The organism is Sphingobacterium sp. JUb20 (genome assembly GCF_004342035.1).
In the GTDB taxonomy this organism is placed as follows: Bacteria; Bacteroidota; Bacteroidia; order Sphingobacteriales; family Sphingobacteriaceae; genus Sphingobacterium; species Sphingobacterium anhuiense.
Genome location: NZ_SLYV01000007.1, coordinates 170,615 through 191,662, shown reverse-complemented (window position 1 = coordinate 191,662; position 21,048 = coordinate 170,615). Strand labels below are relative to the sequence as shown.

At 34.6% G+C, this 21,048-nt stretch carries 9 protein-coding genes; 2 read left to right on the top strand and 7 right to left on the bottom strand.

Annotation, left to right across the window (positions count from 1 at the left end):
* Positions 1-88 precede the first annotated feature (88 nt).
* From EDF66_RS13470 to EDF66_RS13460, 3 genes are all read right to left on the bottom strand, one after another.
* Positions 89-5,905, bottom strand: a complete 5,817-nt coding sequence (locus EDF66_RS13470) for a DUF4011 domain-containing protein (protein WP_165902444.1) — start codon at positions 5,903-5,905, stop codon at positions 89-91.
* An 82-nt stretch (positions 5,906-5,987) separates the two neighbouring features.
* Positions 5,988-7,868: an Nramp family divalent metal transporter gene (locus tag EDF66_RS13465; protein WP_132843230.1), complete on the bottom strand. Its 1,881-nt coding sequence runs from the start codon at positions 7,866-7,868 to the stop codon at positions 5,988-5,990.
* 88 nt (positions 7,869-7,956) lie between these two features.
* Positions 7,957-8,538 carry a 2'-5' RNA ligase family protein gene (locus tag EDF66_RS13460; RefSeq protein ID WP_132843228.1) on the bottom strand — a complete coding sequence of 194 codons (582 nt, stop codon included), beginning with the start codon at positions 8,536-8,538 and terminating at the stop codon, positions 7,957-7,959.
* A 321-nt stretch (positions 8,539-8,859) separates the two neighbouring features.
* Here EDF66_RS13460 and EDF66_RS13455 point away from each other — a divergent pair, with 321 nt between their 5' ends.
* Complete coding sequence (locus tag EDF66_RS13455) at positions 8,860-10,098, top strand: DEAD/DEAH box helicase (protein ID WP_259193748.1); 1,239 nt, start codon at positions 8,860-8,862, stop codon at positions 10,096-10,098.
* Between the two features lie 263 nt (positions 10,099-10,361).
* Positions 10,362-11,387, top strand: coding sequence for a threonine aldolase family protein (locus tag EDF66_RS13450; RefSeq protein WP_132843225.1), 1,026 nt, complete (start codon positions 10,362-10,364; stop codon positions 11,385-11,387).
* A 145-nt stretch (positions 11,388-11,532) separates the two neighbouring features.
* On the opposite strand, the gene EDF66_RS13445 is transcribed toward EDF66_RS13450, so the two are convergent.
* The 4 genes from EDF66_RS13445 to EDF66_RS13430 form a co-directional block, all read right to left on the bottom strand.
* Positions 11,533-13,263, bottom strand: coding sequence for a RagB/SusD family nutrient uptake outer membrane protein (locus EDF66_RS13445; RefSeq protein WP_132843223.1), 1,731 nt, complete (start codon positions 13,261-13,263; stop codon positions 11,533-11,535).
* 22 nt (positions 13,264-13,285) lie between these two features.
* Positions 13,286-16,561, bottom strand: coding sequence for a SusC/RagA family TonB-linked outer membrane protein (locus EDF66_RS13440; protein WP_132843222.1), 3,276 nt, complete (start codon positions 16,559-16,561; stop codon positions 13,286-13,288).
* A gap of 447 nt (positions 16,562-17,008) precedes the next feature.
* A complete protein-coding gene (nhaA, locus tag EDF66_RS13435; protein WP_132843220.1) occupies positions 17,009-18,181 on the bottom strand; it encodes a Na+/H+ antiporter NhaA in 1,173 nt (390 codons plus the stop codon).
* Positions 18,182-18,739: 558 nt separating this feature from the next.
* Positions 18,740-21,025, bottom strand: coding sequence for a tetratricopeptide repeat protein (locus tag EDF66_RS13430; protein WP_132843218.1), 2,286 nt, complete (start codon positions 21,023-21,025; stop codon positions 18,740-18,742).
* Between the last annotated feature and the right edge of the window lie 23 nt (positions 21,026-21,048).

Here is a 21,048-nt window from a genome sequence, read left to right as displayed (position 1 = left end):
AATTTTCAAATCACGAGCGTTATCCTAAAGAATAACGCTCGTTTTTTTATAAAACTGATCATTACAATTTAACAATGATTAAAAAAAACTATTTATTATCGATCATCTTTATACGGCCTTCTTCCTGTGTTACAAGTTGTTTTTCGACAGCTATGCCAATCGCATAACGCATCGAAAATTCAATTTGCTTACCCATTTTCTGAAAATCAAATTGACGAGCCAAGTATCGGACTAAATCATCTTCAACGATACTTAAATTCTGTTCGACGGCTTCTTGCAATGCTACTATAATTTCCTCTGGGGCTATATCTTCTGAATTTCTTCCTATTCCAGCATTTGACCGATAATAGTTGATATCAACCACACTTTGTTCCTTCCAATAAAATGGCTGACGGTGTTTGGTTACATGCGAAGGAACATCTACTATTATTTCAGATAGAATTCGCTCGATTTTAACACTAGGTTTCGCTTCCCAATGTTCCATAATACGCTTATATAAAAAAGACTTACTTATGGGTGATTCATGATGAATAAGCAACTCCATCTGTCTATGGATCAATGCCCTATTTCCAAGATCTTCTAAACCCTCTTCTCCGATAGCAAATGCTTTTGGCAAATGAGTGCTCTCATAAGGGATCTGTTTAGAAATTATAGGAGAATAATCAATTTCTTCAATATGATATCCATTCTGATGAATACTTTCTGTGACGTTAGCTAAAATATGGTCATGCTCTTCTGTTTTTAATAGCAATGCATTAACTTTTTCTAAAATGGATTCCACTATAAGGTCCGCATTCTCAATCCAATCCAATGTCCAGATTCTAAAAATATTCCAACCTAAACTTTCCAACATTTTTGGTAATACCAGTTCACGGTCGTTGGTAGTTTCCGCTTGAAAATAATTAAGTCCATCTAATAAAATCGATAAAATATAGCGTTTGGGATGTTGGGGATGAACAATACCTAAATCAACTCTATAGTCAGATGTTCCTATATTGACATTGACGATTAATCCTTCGGCACGTAATCTATTTGCGATATTTTGGGTTAAATTAGCATGATTATCTGTCGTGGTTATTTGGCTAGCATCTAGTACAAGGTGTCCTTTTTCGGCAAAATTCAGAAAATTTTTCAAACCCGCGACTCCTTCTGAAGCGGTACGATTTAAGTTTATCTGATCAGATCTAAGTATTGCAAAAACTTTCATTTCCTCTCGAGCCCGAGTTACCGCAACATTCAGTCTTCTCCAACCACCTTCCCTGTTCAACGGTCCGAAGTTCATACTCACTTGACCATTTTCATCTGGTCCATATCCAATTGAAAACAAAATTACATCTCGTTCATCACCTTGAACATTTTCTAGGTTTTTAATAAAAATAGGTTCATCACTTTCCGTAGCCCATGCTTCCAGCTCCGAATCAAGTCGATACAACTCGTTTAGCTTATCTTCTATAAGATTCTGTTGTACTTGACTAAAGGTGACAATACCGACGCTTTGTTTTCGAGTTTTTGCATTCTGAAACCGTCTTGCGACATCTTCAACAATGGCCTGTGCTTCGAATTTATTCTGTCGGGTTTTACCCTTGTCATAATGACCTGATACATGCTGGTAAGTGACACGACTATTTAGATCATCTGCTGATGGAAATGTTAATAATTTATTGTCATAATAATGTGCATTACTAAAAGCAATAAGACTTTCGTGTTTACTTCGATAATGACGTAACAAATATTTTGAAGGGAATGATAAAGAAAGACAGTCATCTAAAATACTTTCAAGGTCCTCAATTTCCATATTTTCCTCATCTACTTTATTCGTCATGAAGAATGATGTTGGAGGCATTTGTTTTGGGTCACCTACTATAACCGCATGTTTAGATCGAGCTAAAGAACTGACAGCTTCACAAGTGGGTAATTGAGAAGCTTCATCGAAAATTAATAAATCAAACTGGTCCGGATTTACCTCAAAATATTGAGCAACTGAAATTGGACTCATAAGCATACACGGAGCTAAACGAGGCAGTAGTGCTGGAATTTGATCGAATAGCTTTCGAATGCTTACACCACGTCCCCGATTTTTAATGGCACGCTGTAAAATTGCTATTTCAGATCCTTGAAGAGCTTCAATAGTATTATTTGGCAACCGTTCATTTAGTCGTAACAATAATTCCTTTTTAGTCAATTCAGTGAAAGAATTTGCAATTTGTTTATACTTTTCGATCTTATCTTCAAATAATCGGACATTAAACATATTAAGTGCTTCATGCGAAGCGATCACTTTATTGGCCAGATTGTAATGAATGATGTAATCAAAATGTTCCAAAAGATGTTCTTGTTTAAGATCATCTTTTTCATACAATTCAATAAACCAGTTTAAATCTAATGATATAGCTTTTTCTTTTGTTTTCGAATAATTTGTCCAATTCTTTAAATAATCAATTTGATCAATAATACCAGACATTTTACCTTCGATTTCAGTCAGCCAATCGACCTGAACAGGATAAGACCGAATATCTAATTGCGTTAAAGTTTGAAAATCACTACTCTTAATAAGTAGTTTACCCCATACCTTTGTTAAACTGTGTAAAGTATATTCTTGATTTGGGATCAATTGGGTTGTTTTTGTTTTCGACTTTTCAATCCACTTTTGTACAATATCAGTTACTGTAACATTACTTAATGCTAATAATTGTCCATTAATTATTTTCAGTGTCTCAATTTGCTCCTGCACAAGTTTTAAATTAGTATCTTCTTGAAGGTAAGAGCTGCCTAAGCCTTGATGGATTGCCTCATACTCTTTAGACTCAACTACTGTCCTTATTTGTTGAAAGGCATTGACATAAGCAAAAAATTGATCGAAGGTTTCATCTTCATGTAAAGGTATGGTACTAAAAGCTGACAAACCTTTCTTTACTTTTCTTTTTTTAAACCATTTTGGTAAAAACCAGGTCTGTTTTGCCTCATTCCATAAAGACTCTAATGCTGTCAAATTAGCATCGAGCACGCTTTTGTGGGCATGATTTAATAAAAACAGACGTCTACTCTGATATATTTCAAAATCAGAGATCCATTTCTGTAATCGCTCTTCTTGCGATTTGCTTAATAGCATCTTCCAAAGCGATAAATCCGTCTCAGGAAGTTCCGTTAAGGACTTAATAAGCTGATCGAATAAATACAAATCTGACCAAGATAAGTTCTGAATAGGCATATCAAAATTTGATATGAACTGACGTAGCAATTGTCCATACTCCAACAGAGTATGATTTAATTCTACAGCAGAAGATACAACTTCCTGTTGAATAGCACTTGAGTATTGCACAAGAGCAATACCTTTGAACGGATTCTGACTAGGATTAGCGATAATCTTTGAAACAGAATTTAAATCGATTACCAAATCTTTCCATGTTCGCCATTTCTCATTTGTCAAAGAATCAAAAAATGTTTGAGGGAGATCGATTTTAGCGAACTGATAAGATTCTAAAGTTGTTAATGCTGTAATACTATCGTACAAACTCCAGCCAATAGGTTGCTGTTTATGCAATTGGCTAATATAAATCTGTAACTCTTTTTTAGCATTTATTAAATGATTGGCCTCATCTTGAAAATTAAAATTACCCTTCAACTGTGGCTGTTCCAAAGTTTCTGCAAGCTGTGAAAGTACATCTGATTTTTTTGCTTTATTGGAGTGGAGTTCCAAACAGAAATTGGATAGACCTATTGCTGCCAATCGCTTATATACAACATCTAATGCGGCTTTCTTCGCAGCAACAAACAATACTTTTTTGCCCTGATAAAGTGCATTTGCAATAATGTTAGTAATCGTCTGGGATTTACCTGTCCCAGGAGGACCATGTAAAACAAAACTTTGATTCTGATTAGAAGTGAAAATTGCTTCTAATTGGGATACATCTGTTGCTATAGGCAACGCTAAAGCAGAGGGGTTTATATTATCAAAATCTAATGGAACTTCCTCTTTTCCAATATCTAATCGCAACTGGCCATCGATAAGGCTACGAACAATGCTACTTTTTGCAATTTCTTCAGATTGATGTGCAATATCATTCCAAAGAATTAATTTGTTAAAAGAGAAATTACCCAAAATCACCTGATCTACAATATCCCATCCCTTAAGTCCCATGATTGCTCTTCGCATCTGTGCGATCAATTGTGCAACATCGATTCCTTTTCCATCTTTAGGAAGCTCTTCGAGATCCCGGAGATCCAAACCGTGTTCTTGACGAAGAAACTCTAATAAGGTAATATTGATCATCGCCTCTTCTTCGCGGCTTCTGAGGACAAATTTACTGTTGATAGAACGTCGCATCAGCTCAACCGGAATTAATATAATTGGAGCAGATCGAACTTGGGCAAGCGTTTTTTTATCCCGCCACTGTAACAGTCCTATAGCTAAGAATAAAGTACTGGAGCCGTTCTCTTCGATCGATAATTTGGCATTGCGAGATATATGAGTCAGAATTGTATCTAAATCATCAGCATGATAATAAGATAATAAACGGTTATGTGCTAATTCTTCTTTTGCCAATTGATAGGCTGGCGATGAAGGATGTAATGAAGGATTCAAGATATTGTACTGCTTCAGTATGGGAGCATCAGCACTAGCACTAATCGAAAAACTTTTACCATCAACTAACAGGTCTTCCAGGTCATGAATATTTACATCCATAATCTGCAACATATTTTTTGTCATACGCAAATTAAGAAGATTGTTGCGCAATGACAGGTCTAACAGCTTTCTTTCCCAGACTTTCTGCTTACTGATGGATTTATTATCATTTCCCTCAAATTCTTTATAAATTTTTCCTACCTCAATCGTTTCTTCTTGCATCTTCAAATCTACTTGATTTCGTATAAACTCATGCTCAAGATCGAAAGAATCATCTATCTTTAATGGCAGCGGTTTGATACCGCTGGCACGCGCACGCTTTATGTCGATGGAAAGTAAGAAATCATTCCTTTCTATCAGGCTCGCTTCCGCAAGATCAATTGCCTGATTAAAGTTAATACTAGCTCCTTTACAAACACTTGTTGACTCAACAACAACAATTTCACTTATTCCTTTAGCAAAACGTTTAGTAATAGCGGTTTTATCTTCGTTAATAATCTGCGCAAATCGATCTTGATGAAGCCAACATCCTACGAAAGCATGTCCTTTAGTAACTATTATTATTGGATTCAAATCAATGGCCTCCAAACATGCTGCGTAGAGTAAACTAATATCAATACAATTACCAAAACGTTTTTTTGCAATAACATCAACCATCCTCAGCCGTTGTCCATTCTCTTCAAAACTAGGCGGTAATGCGCTGTATACTATTTCTTGCGCTTGCAAAGCATGGTATATCGCCCGCATCATTTCAAGAATCCGAGATGGATCTGTAGCCTGGTACCCCTCAAATTTAACAGGTAAATTTTGCTGTTCTAGATAGGCAATCGCCTTACTTTTAACAGCATAAATGTAAGGATGATTAGGTGTAATATAAGATGCTAATAATTCTGGAAGAGTATTAAAACCTCCAAAAAATGATAAGGGATGCAATGCTATAGACACTACTTCTTCTATTAATAAATTTTCGTCCTGATAGACTCTAATTTGAAAAGTACTTCGTTCGACCTCACTTAATTGAAGGAAATAAATTGGCTTGACAATAATTTTATCCGTGGGTATCTTAACAGATAATCCGACGGGTAGATAGGCTAATTCATAAGAAAAGGGTTCCATCCACGCTCCCTCAGTATCAATTTCAATTCGGATTTTTTCTAAAATTTGATCACTCTTAGAAGAGAGCATCAAATTGCTCAAAAAAGTAATCTGATTTTGATACATAGAAAGATTTAGAAATTCTGCTACATCTCTTTCTATATAAACCTGTTTCATATTATCCATTCGCATTTTATCTTATTCTCTAATATAAAAAAGATCGTTAACAGTTTAAGTATCTTTTATCTTAAATAATTATCATTTCAGGTTATTGCGCAATAAAAACGGGTATTTTCACTGCATGTCGTAATTTATTTACAGTTTCTCCGAAAACAAAATCCTTAACTCCCGTATGTCCATGGCTCCCAACAATTAATAGGTCAGCCTCATATTGTTCACATATCTTCGCAATAGAAGCAACCCGATTATTATAACCCAGTTCAAAATTAACTTGATAAGCTCTATCGGAAAAGAAATGTGCATATTTCTCTAATCTTTCCAGATCTTGTCTAGACTCTAAGTCATCCGTACTTTCTCCCGTATATTTCACGCCTGCACTTTCAACAATATGCACCAAGATAAAATGAGAATTCGTATTAGCTATAGAAAGGGCATACTGTACTGCTTTTGTATCTGAAGTTGAGTAGTCCAAAGCAAGTACAACTTTATTGAACGATATGGGTTCATCAAACTTTAAATCTTCAAATGGGGGGTGGACATCCAATACAATTGCTCTATTTTTATGAAGTATAGGATAAATAAAGGTCATAATCAACAAAACGATCATACCTGCGGCCCCAAGAATTAATAAAATAGTTAACCAGAGTACATCATATTTAATAATCCATGTTGAGATTTCCTCATATACCAGTTTGATATTAAGTACGGCGATGATAATAGCTATAAGCCATGCCAATATTTGCATATAAGGCTTTATAACGAAATTTCCCATCTTTTCCTTATCACTTACAAAATGAATTAATGGAATAACTGCAAATGCCAACTGCATACTTAATATAACCTGACTAAAAATTAATAAAGAGCCAACTTGAGATTCTCCAGCAATTAATATGACCAATACTGCTGGTATAATTGCTAATAATCTAGTAATAATTCTTCGGAGGGTGGGACTGATCCGTAATCTCAAATATCCTTCCATTACAATCTGTCCTGCAAGGGTTCCAGTTACGGTAGAACTTTGACCTGCCAATATCAACGCTACTGCAAATAATTTAGGAGCGAGATCTGTTCCTAATGTTTTCCCCAATAAGTGATAAGCATCTTCCAGATCTGCTACATCATGCATTCCGTTTTTATGAAAAGCGGCTGATGCGAGGATGAGAATAGCGGCATTGACCAGAAAGGCTAGATTTAAAGCAATTGCACTATCAAAAAAATTATATTTGAGTGCTTTTCTTATGGAATGGTCATCTCTGTCTATTTTTCGCGTTTGTACCAAGGCTGAATGTAAATACAAATTATGTGGCATTACAGTAGCTCCGATAATTCCTATTGCAATATAAAGTGCAGCGCTATTGGGTAAGCTTGGAATAAAGCCGGTCATTACTTCACCGAAATCAGGTTGAACTAAAAACATCTCTACCATAAAGCACAGACCAATCATCGTAATTAGACCAATAATGAAAAGTTCCATCTTTCGCATACCTAACTTCTGTAGATACATAATCAAAAATGTATCTGCAAAACTGATTAATACGCCCCAAAGGATATCTATTCCAAAAAGTAAGTTTAATCCGATCGCCATTCCCAATACTTCCGCGAGATCACAGGCCGCGATTGCTATTTCTGCCAAGATATAAAGCACAAAATTCATGCGCTTTGGGTATGTCTCCCGATTACACTGTGCGAGATCTTTTCGTCTCACTATTCCTAGACGGGTACAAAGGCTCTGCAAGAGTAAAGCCATGATGTTACTCATCAACAAAACCCATAATAGGGCATAGCCAAACTGACTTCCCCCGGCTAAATCTGTAGCCCAATTCCCAGGATCCATATAACCTACACTAATTAAATAGGCCGGTCCAAAAAAACTGAGGATTTTTTTTATTTTTGATTTGCCCTTACTGATTTCAACACTTTCGTGCACATCTGAAAGAGATTTTTCATGCTGGTAAGGATCTTTACTCATTAGGATTGCTATGTCGTTAATATGCCATCTATCTTGCGGAAATAAAGATATAAATCCTAAAACGAAAAACTACATTTTTATCCTTTTATTAGAAATCAAAAGACAACTGTCCCTCTTCTTTAGGAGGTTTAGGAAGATTGCCAAATTTAAATTCTTCTATTGTATCATATTGTTTTCTAATGGGATTAAATCTTCGCAAGAAAATACTAGAACAAAAAAAATCTAAATCTATTGCTTTGAAATTTTCAAAAGCTACTGCAAGCTTTTCCTGATCCAACTTACGCCCAACTGTCAAATGAGGTTCAGTACTTTTAAACATTTCCGTATCAAAATCGATACTGGTTATGGCCTGCATTTTATTTTTCAAGAACTGTTTAGATTTTAATGCTGGAGCAATGAAAAAAGCACCATTTTTTGGAAAAGCGCTATATTCATCGAAATAGACATATTGTGAATTTTCATATTTAAGAATCTCTGTGACTTGTTTTTTTATCTTTGATAAAGTCGCACGATCCGCGAGATACTCACAAATTGTAATATGTGCCAATGAGTGACAACTGGAAAACCATCCAATCTTGTTCTTTAAACTTTCTTTGATTGACCTTACCATCTGAATACCCTTTTCACAGGGTTGAAATACCAATGAATATTTTTCTAATTCTGTGACCATTTCCATTCCTTTCTCTAATGATTTTGACTCCTTTTAAAGATAACCATAATAAGGTAATAAGAAAAACGTAATGGCTTATTTTGAGAACGGTTTAAGGCTAAATTGAAGAAAACTATCATGATGTCATAAATAAAGTAGTTTTACCTTTACTGGTGCTGCTATAAATTTCGCTTTTAAATCTCTGAATTTAGTTATATTCCATAAAGAACCATAAGCATCTATTTGCAATTATTTTTTAAGTAACTTTGTCCATTATTCATTAAATACGACAATAAGGTGTCTTTCGATAAATTAAAATTAAGCAAGCGGTTACAAAAATCCATGGAAAGTTTGGGTTATTTAACACCCAAGGAAATACAAGTGAAATCAATGTCTCGGATATTAGGAGGCCAAGATATTATCGCTATAGGTCCTGACGGTTCAGGTAAAACGACAACTTATATCCTAAGTGTACTTTCTGGACTTAAATTCAACGTTCCTGATGCTCCAAAAGTTTTGATTTTAGCTCCTGATCAAGAATGTGTTCAGGCTATTGTTGATCAATTTTATTTGATCAGTAAAAATAAAGACCTTAGTATTATTGGATTACGTGCTGGAGGTAGTATGGAGCAAGAAATTGAAAAACTTGTCGATGGTGTTGAAATCGTTGTTTCTACTCCAAATAGAGCAAGAGCTGTCTACCTTAAATTGGGCTTAAATCTTAATTTAATACATACCATAATTATCGATGATGCAGAAGAGGTAATTAAAAATGGTATGATAACTCCGGTGAAAGAACTTGTTCAAAGTGCTAAAAAGTGTCAGCATCTTGTTTTTAGTACAGTGGAGCATGAAAAATTGCACCAGATGATTGATGGTTTTATGGTTTCACCAGCCCTGATCGAAGTAGAAGAACTTGCTGCAGAAAAACTTAATGTAAATGATATGTTCCTATATCAGGTTCCAAATTTCACAACTAAAATCAATCTTCTCAACAGCTTAATGCTGGACAACGAAGTTTTTGATAAAGTGATCATTTTTGTTAATAGTAAACTTACTGCACAAAAATTAGGGAAAAGCTTACACCGTAAATATAACGATGAGATCGTTATATTTAACCCTTTATTTTTTGAAGATAAAAGCATTTCTGACATCGAATTATTTAAACAAGAGGATGCTCATCGGATCTTAATCGTTGCCAATGAAGGAACTGAAGTATTAGATCTGTCGGGAATACCGTATATTTTTCATTTTGAAATCCCCGAGAATAACGATACGCTTATACAACGAATCATTAAATCAAATACAGAAGAGCAACTGTCATTTACTTTTGCAACAGATTTGGAGTTACCTGAAATCAAAAAAATTGAGCATACAGTAGGTCAAAAAATGGAAGTTCTTGATTTACCAGAAAAATTATCAATTTACAGTGCAAAAAAGGGAAATACCTCATTAATTGATGATGATAATGATGGAACACGTGGTGCAGCTTTCCATCAAAAGAAAGAAAGTAATAGTAAAACATATAATTATGGTGCCGGCAAAAAAGCTAAGATGACCATGAAGAAGAAAAAGGGTTAAATATCGTCCTTCATATAAAATCTAAAAATCACGGAACTATCACTCCGTGATTTTTTGTTTTTTGGCTTAATATAGATCATTCCGATATGGTTTAGCCTATTTAATTGTGAACTTGTGACGATTCAATGAAATTTAACCTGTTATAAAATCATTAATTATATTTTATCTTTACAGATCTATTGAGTGGCGCTGTAAGTTATAAATAATGAAGGAAGCTATTTACCACTATGCCTCTTCTATCTTGGTTATATTAAAATAAAAAAATGTACAATTTCAAAAATGACTATTCTGAGGGTACACACCCAAATATTCTCAATAAATTAATAGAAACAAATCTTGTTCAACAACTTGGTTATGGAGAAGATGAATATGCTATCCAAGCAAAAGATATTTTAAAAAATAAGTTCAATAACCCACAAGCTACCATACATTTTCTTTCCGGAGGCACGCAGACCAACCTAATTGTTATTTCTTTTCTTTTACGCCCCCATGAAGCGGTGATCAGTGCTAAAACCGGACATATTTCGGCTAATGAAACAGGAGCTATTGAGGCAACCGGCCATAAAGTAATTACTGTAGAAACCGCTGATGGCAAACTTAATCCAGTTGCTATTGAAAGAGCATTGCAAGAATATGCACTAAAACCACATGTAGTAAAACCTCGGATGGTTTATATTTCCAATTCAACTGAGATCGGCACGATCTATCTCAAAAAAGAATTAGAAGATCTGGCAGCATGTTGTCTTTCGCATAATTTGTTGTTATTTCTTGATGGTGCTCGATTGGGACACGCTTTAATGGCTCAAGATAATGATTTAACACTCGCTGATGTTGCAAAATTAACAGATGTATTCTATATCGGTGGAACGAAAAATGGTGCATTATTAGGCGAAGCTGTTATTTTTAAAGATCCGCATCTGGCAGAAGATTTTGATTATGTACTGAAACAAAGAGGTGCAATGTTAGCGAAAGGACGTGTACTTGCGATACAATTTCTTGAATTATTCAAGGAAGACCTATATTTCGAATTGGCAGATCATGCTAACAAAATGGCCATGAAAATAGCAAGAACTGTAAAATTCAAAGGTTTTTCTTTCTTAACAAATTCAACTACAAATCAGATCTTTCCTATTTTACCCAAAGATATGATTGCAAAACTCCACGAAAATTATTTGTTCTTTGTTTGGAAAGAAATAGATGACGACAATGCTGCCATTAGATTAATAACATCATGGGCAACAGACGAACAATATGTCGATGCATTTATTAATGATTTAAAGCAACTTTAATGGTATTTAAAATATTTTGTAGAAAGACCTTATTACTTAAATGCTAACAATCAAATACTAAATTTCTCTAACTTAATAATCGAGAATAAAGAAGGGTTCTTCAGTATATGAAGAACCCTTTTACTATTTATTTGTTTTACTACTATTAGAAACCTGTATTTTGTTTTAAGTTGCCCATACTTGCATTGATTTCAACTTGAGGAATAGGGAAAATTTCATTCTTGTTGGGTGTAAATGTAATCCCTTTAAATGTGGGCAAAAACCCACCTTCAAATGCAGAGTAGCTCTCAATTACTTGTTTTGCAGTCCCCCATCTTACCAGATCATAAAACCTGTGCCCTTCCATTGCCAGTTCTAATCGACGCTCAAAACGAACTGCATTACGTGCATAATCCTGCGAAGAAAAAGTTGGATACGGCTTTACAACATATACTGCTGCCGGAGAACCATCAGAGGTCGTTTTACCTGGTAATTTTGCTGCCCTTAAGCGGATGAAATTAACATACTTTAAAGCTTCAGATAAGTTATTCAATTCGACCTCACATTCAGCTGCCATTAAGATTACATCAGCCAATCTGATAATGTTAACATCTAAATCAGTCAAATAAGCTCCATCATTTGAAGTATGACCAGAAAAGAGTGCTTTGGGAATCATTGTTTTCAGTCCTGAAAATGGTCCAGCATGGGGGCGCGCTCCTTTATCAGATCTTAACCAAGGATCTCCAGGAAAAATTCCGTAATCCAAATAACTAACATCTCTTCTACCAACGGTATAATCTAATCGTGGATCAAAACGTAAATTAATGTTAACTTTATAATTATCGAGAGCAGCGCCTGTCAATGTCAAATCTGAAATATACGGATTAGTACGATAAGAACCATCTAATAAAGGAAGACCATTTGCATCCACTTTATAAGCATTGACTAAATCAATACTAGGTTGATAAAATCCACAGCAACCAACAGGTCCGCCATTTAAACCGCCTAACATATCTCCAACATTAGCATTGTCTCCTGAACCATCTGGATTAATAACATGTTTAGCCACCATGATCGCTTCAGGACCATTTTCTTTCAATACATCATAGTTATCTTGAAATGGCATAGCAGTAATATCCCTTCCTGATAAAACATCTTTAAATAAATCAAGTGCTTCTTTATATTTTTTCTGATACAGATAAAACTTTCCTAAATATGATTTCGCAGCAAATTGATCCATACGTCCAGCCTCACTATTAATTTTGGTTGTAGGTAAGTTTGCAACAGCAGTTTTAAGGTCACTTTCGATTAAAGGTAAAATATCTTGATCATTTTTAATCGTTTTCGCATCCTCTATCGATACATTTTCATCAATAACAGGAATATTTTTGAATACGCGCCAAAGCAGAAAATAATAATGGGCGCGTAACATTTTCGCTTCTCCTTCAATTTGTTTAGCACGCTCAGCTGGAACAGTTTTACCTGCTGATTGATCCTGAGCCAGTAATTTTAAAGTACTATTAACTCTAAGTACCCCTTCATAATATACCTGCCACATTGTACTCAAATTATCATTTGATGAAAATGGAGCAAAGTTCACTAAACTATTCATGTTAGGCTGATCGGTTGGAGTAGAGCCTTTGTGCGCATTATCCGATATCATTTCTCCAAAAACCCATTGGCTAGGTGCCGAAGCATAGTTACCCCAGGTACCGTTAACATTTCCATTTAGTATAGCATAAGCACCTATTAATGAGGACTCCACACCTTTCTTAATACTGACCTGCTCTTCGATGAGTTGACCTTGAGGATTTTTCTCCAGAAAACCTTTACCACAACCACTTATCCCCACGACTGCTAACCCAGCAATACCAATTAATATCTTTATATTTTTCATTTTACTTACTTTAAAAATTAAATTAAAATCCTAAACTCACGCCCAACATATATTGTCTAGATTGTGGATACACCCCAAAATCTACACCCAATGCTGGATATTTTGAAGGTGTTGCCGTAATTTCAGGATCTAATCCTTCATATTTAGTTATCGTAAACAAATTGGTTACACCCAAATAAGCACGCAATTTTTTAATTCCCGTGTCAGCACCAAATAATTTTTCAGTTTTGAAGTTATAACCGACTTGCAGATTTTTCATTTTAAAAAAGCTTGCATCTTGAATATAATAAGTTGATGAAGCTGATTCGATGTCTACAAAAGCATAGCCTGGTAATTCCTGCTTAGGAACTTTACCTGAAGTATTTTCTTCTGACCATGCATCCAATACACGAACGCTTTTTTGTCCATCAAACACACCCATATCCGTAAAATAACGTGTTGCTTCATAATTCTGATTCCCCTGAGATCCGTAGAAATACATCATCATATCAAAATTTTTGTAATTAGCATTAAAATTAATCGAATAGGTAAAATCAGGATGAGGACTTCCGATCACCGTTCTATCATTGGCATCAATTTTACCATCATCATTTAAGTCTTGATATCTAAAACCGCCAACACGTGCTTTATCGTAAGATGGCAAATTAACCAATTCACTCGCATTTTGATAAATTCCAGCTACCTGATATCCATAAAATGCACCAAATGGTTGACCTGTCTTCATAACAGAAGTTTCCATACTTCTAAATGCACCATAAATCACTTCATCCACTCCAGGGGCTAAGGACAAGATTTCATTTTTATTTCTAGAAAAATTCACGCCTAAATCAAAATTAAATTTTTCTGGATCTTTTTGCTGATGATGGTAATTGACAGAAAGTTCAATTCCCTGATTCTGCATATCACCAATATTCAAATAAGGTGATGCACCCCTACCTGCCGCAGTTGCTGGAAGTGGCAAAGCAAAGAGCATATCGGAAGTCTTTTTATTATACCAATCGAATGATCCGTCAAATTTTCCATTCAATATTGAAAAATCTAGACCGATATTCAGTGATTTTACCTGCTCCCATTTTACATTCTCATTTTGGTAATCACTAATCCACATCCCGCTCACCAATGCACTGTTTATCGGATAAGAAGATGAATTTTGCGAAAGCTGGTATCTTTTTAGATATTGAAAAGATGGTATGCGTTGATTTCCTGTGATACCATAACCCGCTCTAACCTTTAAATCACTTAACCAAGTAGCGCTTTTCATAAAATTTTCCTCGGATAGACGCCAAGCAGCACTTACTCCTGGGAAAGTACCATATTTATTATTCGAACCAAAGTTAGAAGATCCATCACGTCGAACTGTAGCACTAAAAATATAGCGATCCATCAGCGAATAATCTACCTTTCCAAAAATGGAAAATAAGGAACCAAAAGCACCTTCACTTTCACCAGATTTTTTGGCAGCAGCACTCACGTAAAAGAAATCGGTATTATCACTGATAAAAAAGTCATTTCCTCTACCCTGAACCTGACGATATGTATTATCAATAGCCTCAGTACCCAATAAAATATTTAGTTTATGAATATCATTAAAATTAGCCTTGTAATTTAATGTATTAGTCCAGGTCCATTCGGTATTATAACCAGACGTTTCTGTAACACCATTATTTGCACTACCTTCCTGAAACTCTAAATTTGGATAAGTATAATCTGTTGAATAATAGTTTTCATATTTGATACCAAAGCTTGTTTTAAACGTCAGACCTTTAATGATATCATATTCCCCAAAAGCATTTCCAAAAAACAAATTACTTTTGTTCACATCGTCTTTTGCACGATAAGCAATAGCAACTGGACTTTCGCCATTTCCCCAACCACCTTTAGATCCCGCAAAATTACCTCCTTCATCATAGACAGGAATAATATTTTTAATCCGGTAAGCAAAACCTAAAGCACTTCCTTCACCGATATAATCACCTGCTGTATTTGTGTTTACTCCTATACCATGTCCCTTTGTCATACTATATTGCATATTTTCGCCAAAACGCAATCTTTTATTAAAAGCTGAGAAATTGGTGTTTGACCGCACATTAAAACGTTCAAATCCAGTATGGATAATTGTCCCCTCTTGCCCTAAATAACCTCCAGAGACTGCATAAGAAGCATTTTCCCCTCCTCCTGTAGCACTTAATTGATAAGATTGTGTAGGTGCATTTCTCGATAATGCATCAAACCAATTGGTACCAGCCTTATTTGCTTTGGTAATTTGATAAAACTCTTCTTTATTGTCTGCATAATTATATTTAGACATATCAACATCAGCAGCAGTGATTGAAGCTCCTATTTTAGCCCCAGCAAGCAGATAATCCGGTAAAACTTCATTCCCTTTACTAAGACCATTATTAATATCTAAAATTTGTTGTGGACTCAGCATTTTTGGAAAACGGCTCTTATTTGGAGATTGTACACCATAATAACTATCAAAGTTAATTTGAGGTTTACCAGTTTTACCTGATTTGGTGGTTACAATGATAACCCCATTATTGGCTCGTGAACCATATATAGAAGCTGCGGATGCATCTTTTAGGACCTGCAGGCTTTCAATATCGTTTTGATTCAGCCAACTTAATTTTCCTTCATAAGGTACACCATCGATGACATATAATGGTTCATTATTATTGATTGTACTATATCCACGAATTTTTATCTGAGGAGTTGCACCAGGAGCACCATCTGTAACAACCTGAACTCCTGTAGCGCGTCCCTGTAAAGATTCTACAGCACTTGCGGCTGGTGTACTTTTTAATTGATTAACATCCACAACTGAAACAGATCCGGTCAGATCTTTTTTACGTTGTGTGCTGTATCCTGTCACAACTACCTCATCCAAATCACCAGTTTGTCCTTGCATCCCAACAATTAGTGGAAGTGATGTTGATGTCACATTCACAGATTGCTTTGAAAAACCGACATAGGTAATTTCCAATACATCATTTAAGGCTGCATCAATCTGAAAATTACCCTCCGCATCGGAAGAGGTCGCTAAAGTCTTTCCCACGACTCTAATTGTTGCTCCAGCGATGGGTTCTTTAGTCGCGGCATCCTGAACTTTTCCTCGAACAGGGTTTTGCGTAATCTGTGTGTTGACTACATAACTTGACACATCAGCAAATTTTGACATCGGATTACCTAATGACTGATGGCTAATTAACACGAGCGCTGTGGACGCCCAAAGGGAGTATTTTATCGATTTTTTATGCTCAATAAAATCCTCGTTAAGAAACTGTAATAGTTTTCTCATAATGTGAAAAAGGTTTAATTTGGTAATTTAATCAGTGCTAAACCCTATTGAAAGAATCTCCCCTAGCACCATATGTTTAGTTGTTACCTAATGTACGCAATCGATTGATTTTTCATAATTATTCCGAAAAAATGTTTTTAACATTACCATAACATATTGATAATTAACGATTAAAATTATAAAGCCTTATTGTAACAAGTACATCATGTAACAAAAAAAAGACAATTTAACTTAATATCCATTAGTTTAAAGAATGAATTTAAATGATCAAGATCCACTCTAGATTAATTCTTAACAAAAATGATTTACCTCGAAAAAAAAATAATCAGAATCTATTTAATTCGATTTATTTTCAAATTTTAATGACAGAAATCATAGATATGTTCAAAACATAAAAAGGCAGTCCTAATATTAGGACTGCCTTTTATCTGCTTAGTTTTTATTTAGCTATGCTGTCTTTTTACCAATACTTGCTAAAAATAAATAGCCGATTGCTCCTGAAAATAAAGATCCGATGAGTACTGCAAATTTTGCTTCTTCAATAAGCATGGGATCAGTAAAAGCTAATATAGATACAAAGATAGACATCGTAAACCCTATACCGCCTAGTAAACCTACTCCAAAAATATGTTTCCAATTTGCACCTTCAGGCAACGTACATAACTTTAATTTCGTAGCAATGAAAGATATCCCTAATATCCCAACAGATTTTCCAACCAATAAACCGCCTATTATACCAATACCCAAAGCAGTGGTCAATCCGTGCACCATTTCACTTTGTATAGTAATATTGGTATTTGCGATTGCAAATAAAGGGATAATGATAAAATTGACGGGAGAAGTGAGTATATGTTCCAATTTTTCTAACGGTGATTCATCGTCTGTTGCATTTGTTGGTAATGATAGTGCTACCAATACCCCCGCAATGGTGGCATGTATCCCTGAATGATGAATAAAATACCAGATAAATACTCCTGGTATCAAATAGGCCCATATTTTTTTTACTCCAAAAAAATTAAGCAACAATAAGAAAGCAAAAATTCCTAATGCAATGAATAAATAATTATAATGCAGATCGCCACTATAAAACAATGCAATAACTAAAATAGCCAACAAATCATCAACGATTGCTAAAGCCGCTAAAAATATTTTTAGACTTGCCGGAACCCGATTACCCAATAAAGTGATCACAGCCAAGGCGAAAGCGATATCTGTAGCCATAGGGATACCCCAACCATGCTCAGTTGGTAATCCTTTATTAATAAACAAATAAATAAGGGCTGGTAAAATAGCTCCACCCACAGCAGCTAATATGGGGAGTAATGCTTTCTTTGGAGAAGATAATTCACCCTCTACCAATTCACGCTTGATCTCTAAACCTACCAAAAGGAAAAATATTGCCATCAAACCATCGTTAATCCAAAGCAGTACCGAATAGTTTAACTGAATATGATCTGTTTCAAAACCTAGAGTTGTATTTAATAGCTTACTGAATGAATCTGCTAAGGGACTATTGGCTACTATTAAAGAAAGAATAACACAGATAAATAACAGAATACCGCCAATATTACTAGACTGTAAAAACTGCTTAAAAATTTTTAGATTAATTAATTTTGACATGAAGACTGTTTCATTTAGTGATCAATAAGGAAATATACAAGCTCCAAAATGACTGCGGAACTTTAACTATGTAATTCTACTAAGATAAGTTTTTCTTTTATAATAACAGGTTTTTTGCCTCAATAATGATGGTTTTAGAATGAAAAAAAAACCTCCAATGTTAACAAAATCAAATACACAAAATACTTAACAAAAACTTCACATACATTTTACGCAGAGATTAAAAACGATACTTATCTTTATAATAAATAAAAAACAGAAAGATGATTAAAGATTTTGAAGTACAAACATTAGAAAGCTACACGGATGTAATCGAATTTACATTTGATGGAGATGATTTATTATCGGGTGAAGATTAACCTACATTTATAAACAATTTGTCGCACGCTTAAAGCGTGTTTTTTTTATCTTATACATTCATAAAACAAAAAGGACCAATATAAATAATCAGTCCTTTCATATTATACCTATAAACGATGCTAATTAAACAGGTGCATTTTGGCTGATCCATACCATACATTAGCAATGATCAAATTAAACATTCAGGATATAAAATCTTTATTTTTTCAACCAGCTAAACCAACCGGAGCTCCATTCTTTCTTTTTCTCTAATGCCTTTTCATGCTTCGGAAAAAACTTTAGAATATTTTGTATTTTTTGTTTACCGTTTTCTGTATCATTCAATTGAAATGATGCTTCGGCAGACATCAAGAACATTTCGCACCAATCATCATCTTCTTCCCAATTCTGACTTTTATACATTTCGTCAGACTCTTGAGCAATTCGAATGACATTGTTCCAGTCATTTAAATGAAAATAAGTACGGATTAAATGAAGCAGTATTAAATGAAAATCACCATGTGATTCCTCTTCTTCCAAAGTTGCTTTTGTAGAGCTATACGCCACCAATAAATCCTGCAATGCTGCTGTATAGTTTGCAGTTAAAAAGTACGACTTCCCTCTGAGGTAATGTAACTTGCGATAATCTATTAATGCCATCTCCTGTATGGGTTTTGTCGCTTCATAGTTATTAGCACAAGCAATACATTGTTCATATTGTTCCAATTGGAAATAATTTTGCATTAACATGTACCAATTTGAAGCATCATCAGGTTTGCTTTCCAGCTCTTTCTGCCAATCTTTTAACGTTTCAGAATCTCCACGATGATTGATTAAATCAAAACGAGCATTTTGAATTTCCATATAGGCCTGACGTGTAACAAATAAATCTTCCTCATCGTATTCAGCATATTCTGAAGATTGAATCAATTCATCATATTCCCGAGAAATTGTTTTTAAACGCTCTTCAGCTTCCTTAATATACCCGAGCTTAAATTCGCATTTCGTTACATAAGCTGAAATTCGAAGGTAGTTTGGTAAATCAAATTCTTTAAAACTATCATCCAATAATTCGTGATAATTGATTAGTGCATCTTCAAATTCATTTTTTTCAAAATAGGCATCTGCCATGGTATTATACAGCTCCCAGAATCTACTATATGTCAGTCCTTCTTTACAGATCTCAATCACTTCATCGTATTTTCGTTTACTGCTCAGCGCTAATGCATAATTATTACAGCACATGGACATGAGCTGATGGTTAATGAAGTAATTCGCTTCAAATTTATTTTCGTGGAAATAAGCTTTAAATGCGAGGTATGCTCTTTCAAAAAACTGTAAGCGATAATTCAATAAGGCCATATCGAGTATTGGTGAGCCAATTGAATTTTCGAATTCCGAAAATTCGCAACCAGAATTAAAATAGTCAATAGGTCCATCTTCCGGCCAATTTAATACGACGGGCAATTGTTTATGAACTTCGTAATAAGTGAGTATATAACGGTATATAGTAACTGAAAAACCACCTAATTCGACAGCTTTTACCAGATAAGGTAAAGCTTCTTCGTAGTTACCACCTTCAAGAATATAAGTTCCCGCAAAGTGATAGGGTACAAACCAATCTGGATTAAGATCTATATAACGTTTTGCTTCGATGAGAGGATCGGATAAGTCCAATCCCAGTTCTTCACGAAAATTACGTTGGACCATAATTGCAAAGTAAATACATTGCTTGTTTTCTAAGCCACCATTTAATAGATCTATTACCTGTTCATAAAACTTAAATATCTCTGCGTCAAGTTCAGGATCTTCATTTCCATATAACACAGCCTTAGTACCGGCCCAACCGATCATGTCATAATCATGATACTCCATTGCAAGCTGTCCTATATCTAGGTAAAGCAATACATTATTGGAAAGAATATCATGTTTGTATTTTTTAAATTCAGCTAAGGCTTGTTGATGTTGATCTAAATTTTCACGGAGTATCATTGCTTTAAAGAGTAAACTCTCTGTTAGCAAAGCACATTTACTAATACGATCATGAGCGTATAGCACTTCATAAATAGATAATAATTCATTGATATTACCTATAGATTCATTAAACTTTTCATGCAAATAATTTAAATCAGCTTTAAAACGGCATACGTTCTCCAGTTCATCTTCATGAATACTCAACCTATCTATATACGATGCATACTCATCGTAATCTAAATCTTTATAAAAGAATCGGGTTGTTTCCAACAAACCAAAAAGAGCGGCCTCATTATTGGGCTCTATTTCAAGAATAGATTTATAAATTGTAATAACTTCCTGAAAATCTTCTAATAATAATTCCTTACTATCTTCTTCTGAATTTTGAAAATCAAGTTCTTTAAGTACAGTAGCTTTTAAAATTAGAGTGGGGATATCTTGAGGATTCAGTACCAGAAAAACTTCTAATTCGGACAAACAATCCTCATATCTTCCTTCCTCATACAAATTAACTAAATCTTGAAACTTCATAAACTACGGCTCTTTTATATAAA

What these genes read in the sequence shown, in the direction of transcription:
- EDF66_RS13470 (WP_165902444.1), bottom strand. Translation starts at nt 5,905, where the DNA reads ATGGATAATATGAAACAGGTTTATATAGAAAGAGATGTAGCAGAATTT.
- EDF66_RS13450 (WP_132843225.1), top strand. Translation starts at nt 10,362, where the DNA reads ATGTACAATTTCAAAAATGACTATTCTGAGGGTACACACCCAAATATT.
- EDF66_RS13445 (WP_132843223.1), bottom strand. Translation starts at nt 13,263, where the DNA reads ATGAAAAATATAAAGATATTAATTGGTATTGCTGGGTTAGCAGTCGTG.
- EDF66_RS13430 (WP_132843218.1), bottom strand. Translation starts at nt 21,025, where the DNA reads ATGAAGTTTCAAGATTTAGTTAATTTGTATGAGGAAGGAAGATATGAG.
- EDF66_RS13455 (WP_259193748.1), top strand. Translation starts at nt 8,860, where the DNA reads ATGGAAAGTTTGGGTTATTTAACACCCAAGGAAATACAAGTGAAATCA.
- EDF66_RS13465 (WP_132843230.1), bottom strand. Translation starts at nt 7,868, where the DNA reads ATGAGTAAAGATCCTTACCAGCATGAAAAATCTCTTTCAGATGTGCAC.
- EDF66_RS13440 (WP_132843222.1), bottom strand. Translation starts at nt 16,561, where the DNA reads ATGAGAAAACTATTACAGTTTCTTAACGAGGATTTTATTGAGCATAAA.
- nhaA (WP_132843220.1), bottom strand. Translation starts at nt 18,181, where the DNA reads ATGTCAAAATTAATTAATCTAAAAATTTTTAAGCAGTTTTTACAGTCT.
- EDF66_RS13460 (WP_132843228.1), bottom strand. Translation starts at nt 8,538, where the DNA reads ATGGTCACAGAATTAGAAAAATATTCATTGGTATTTCAACCCTGTGAA.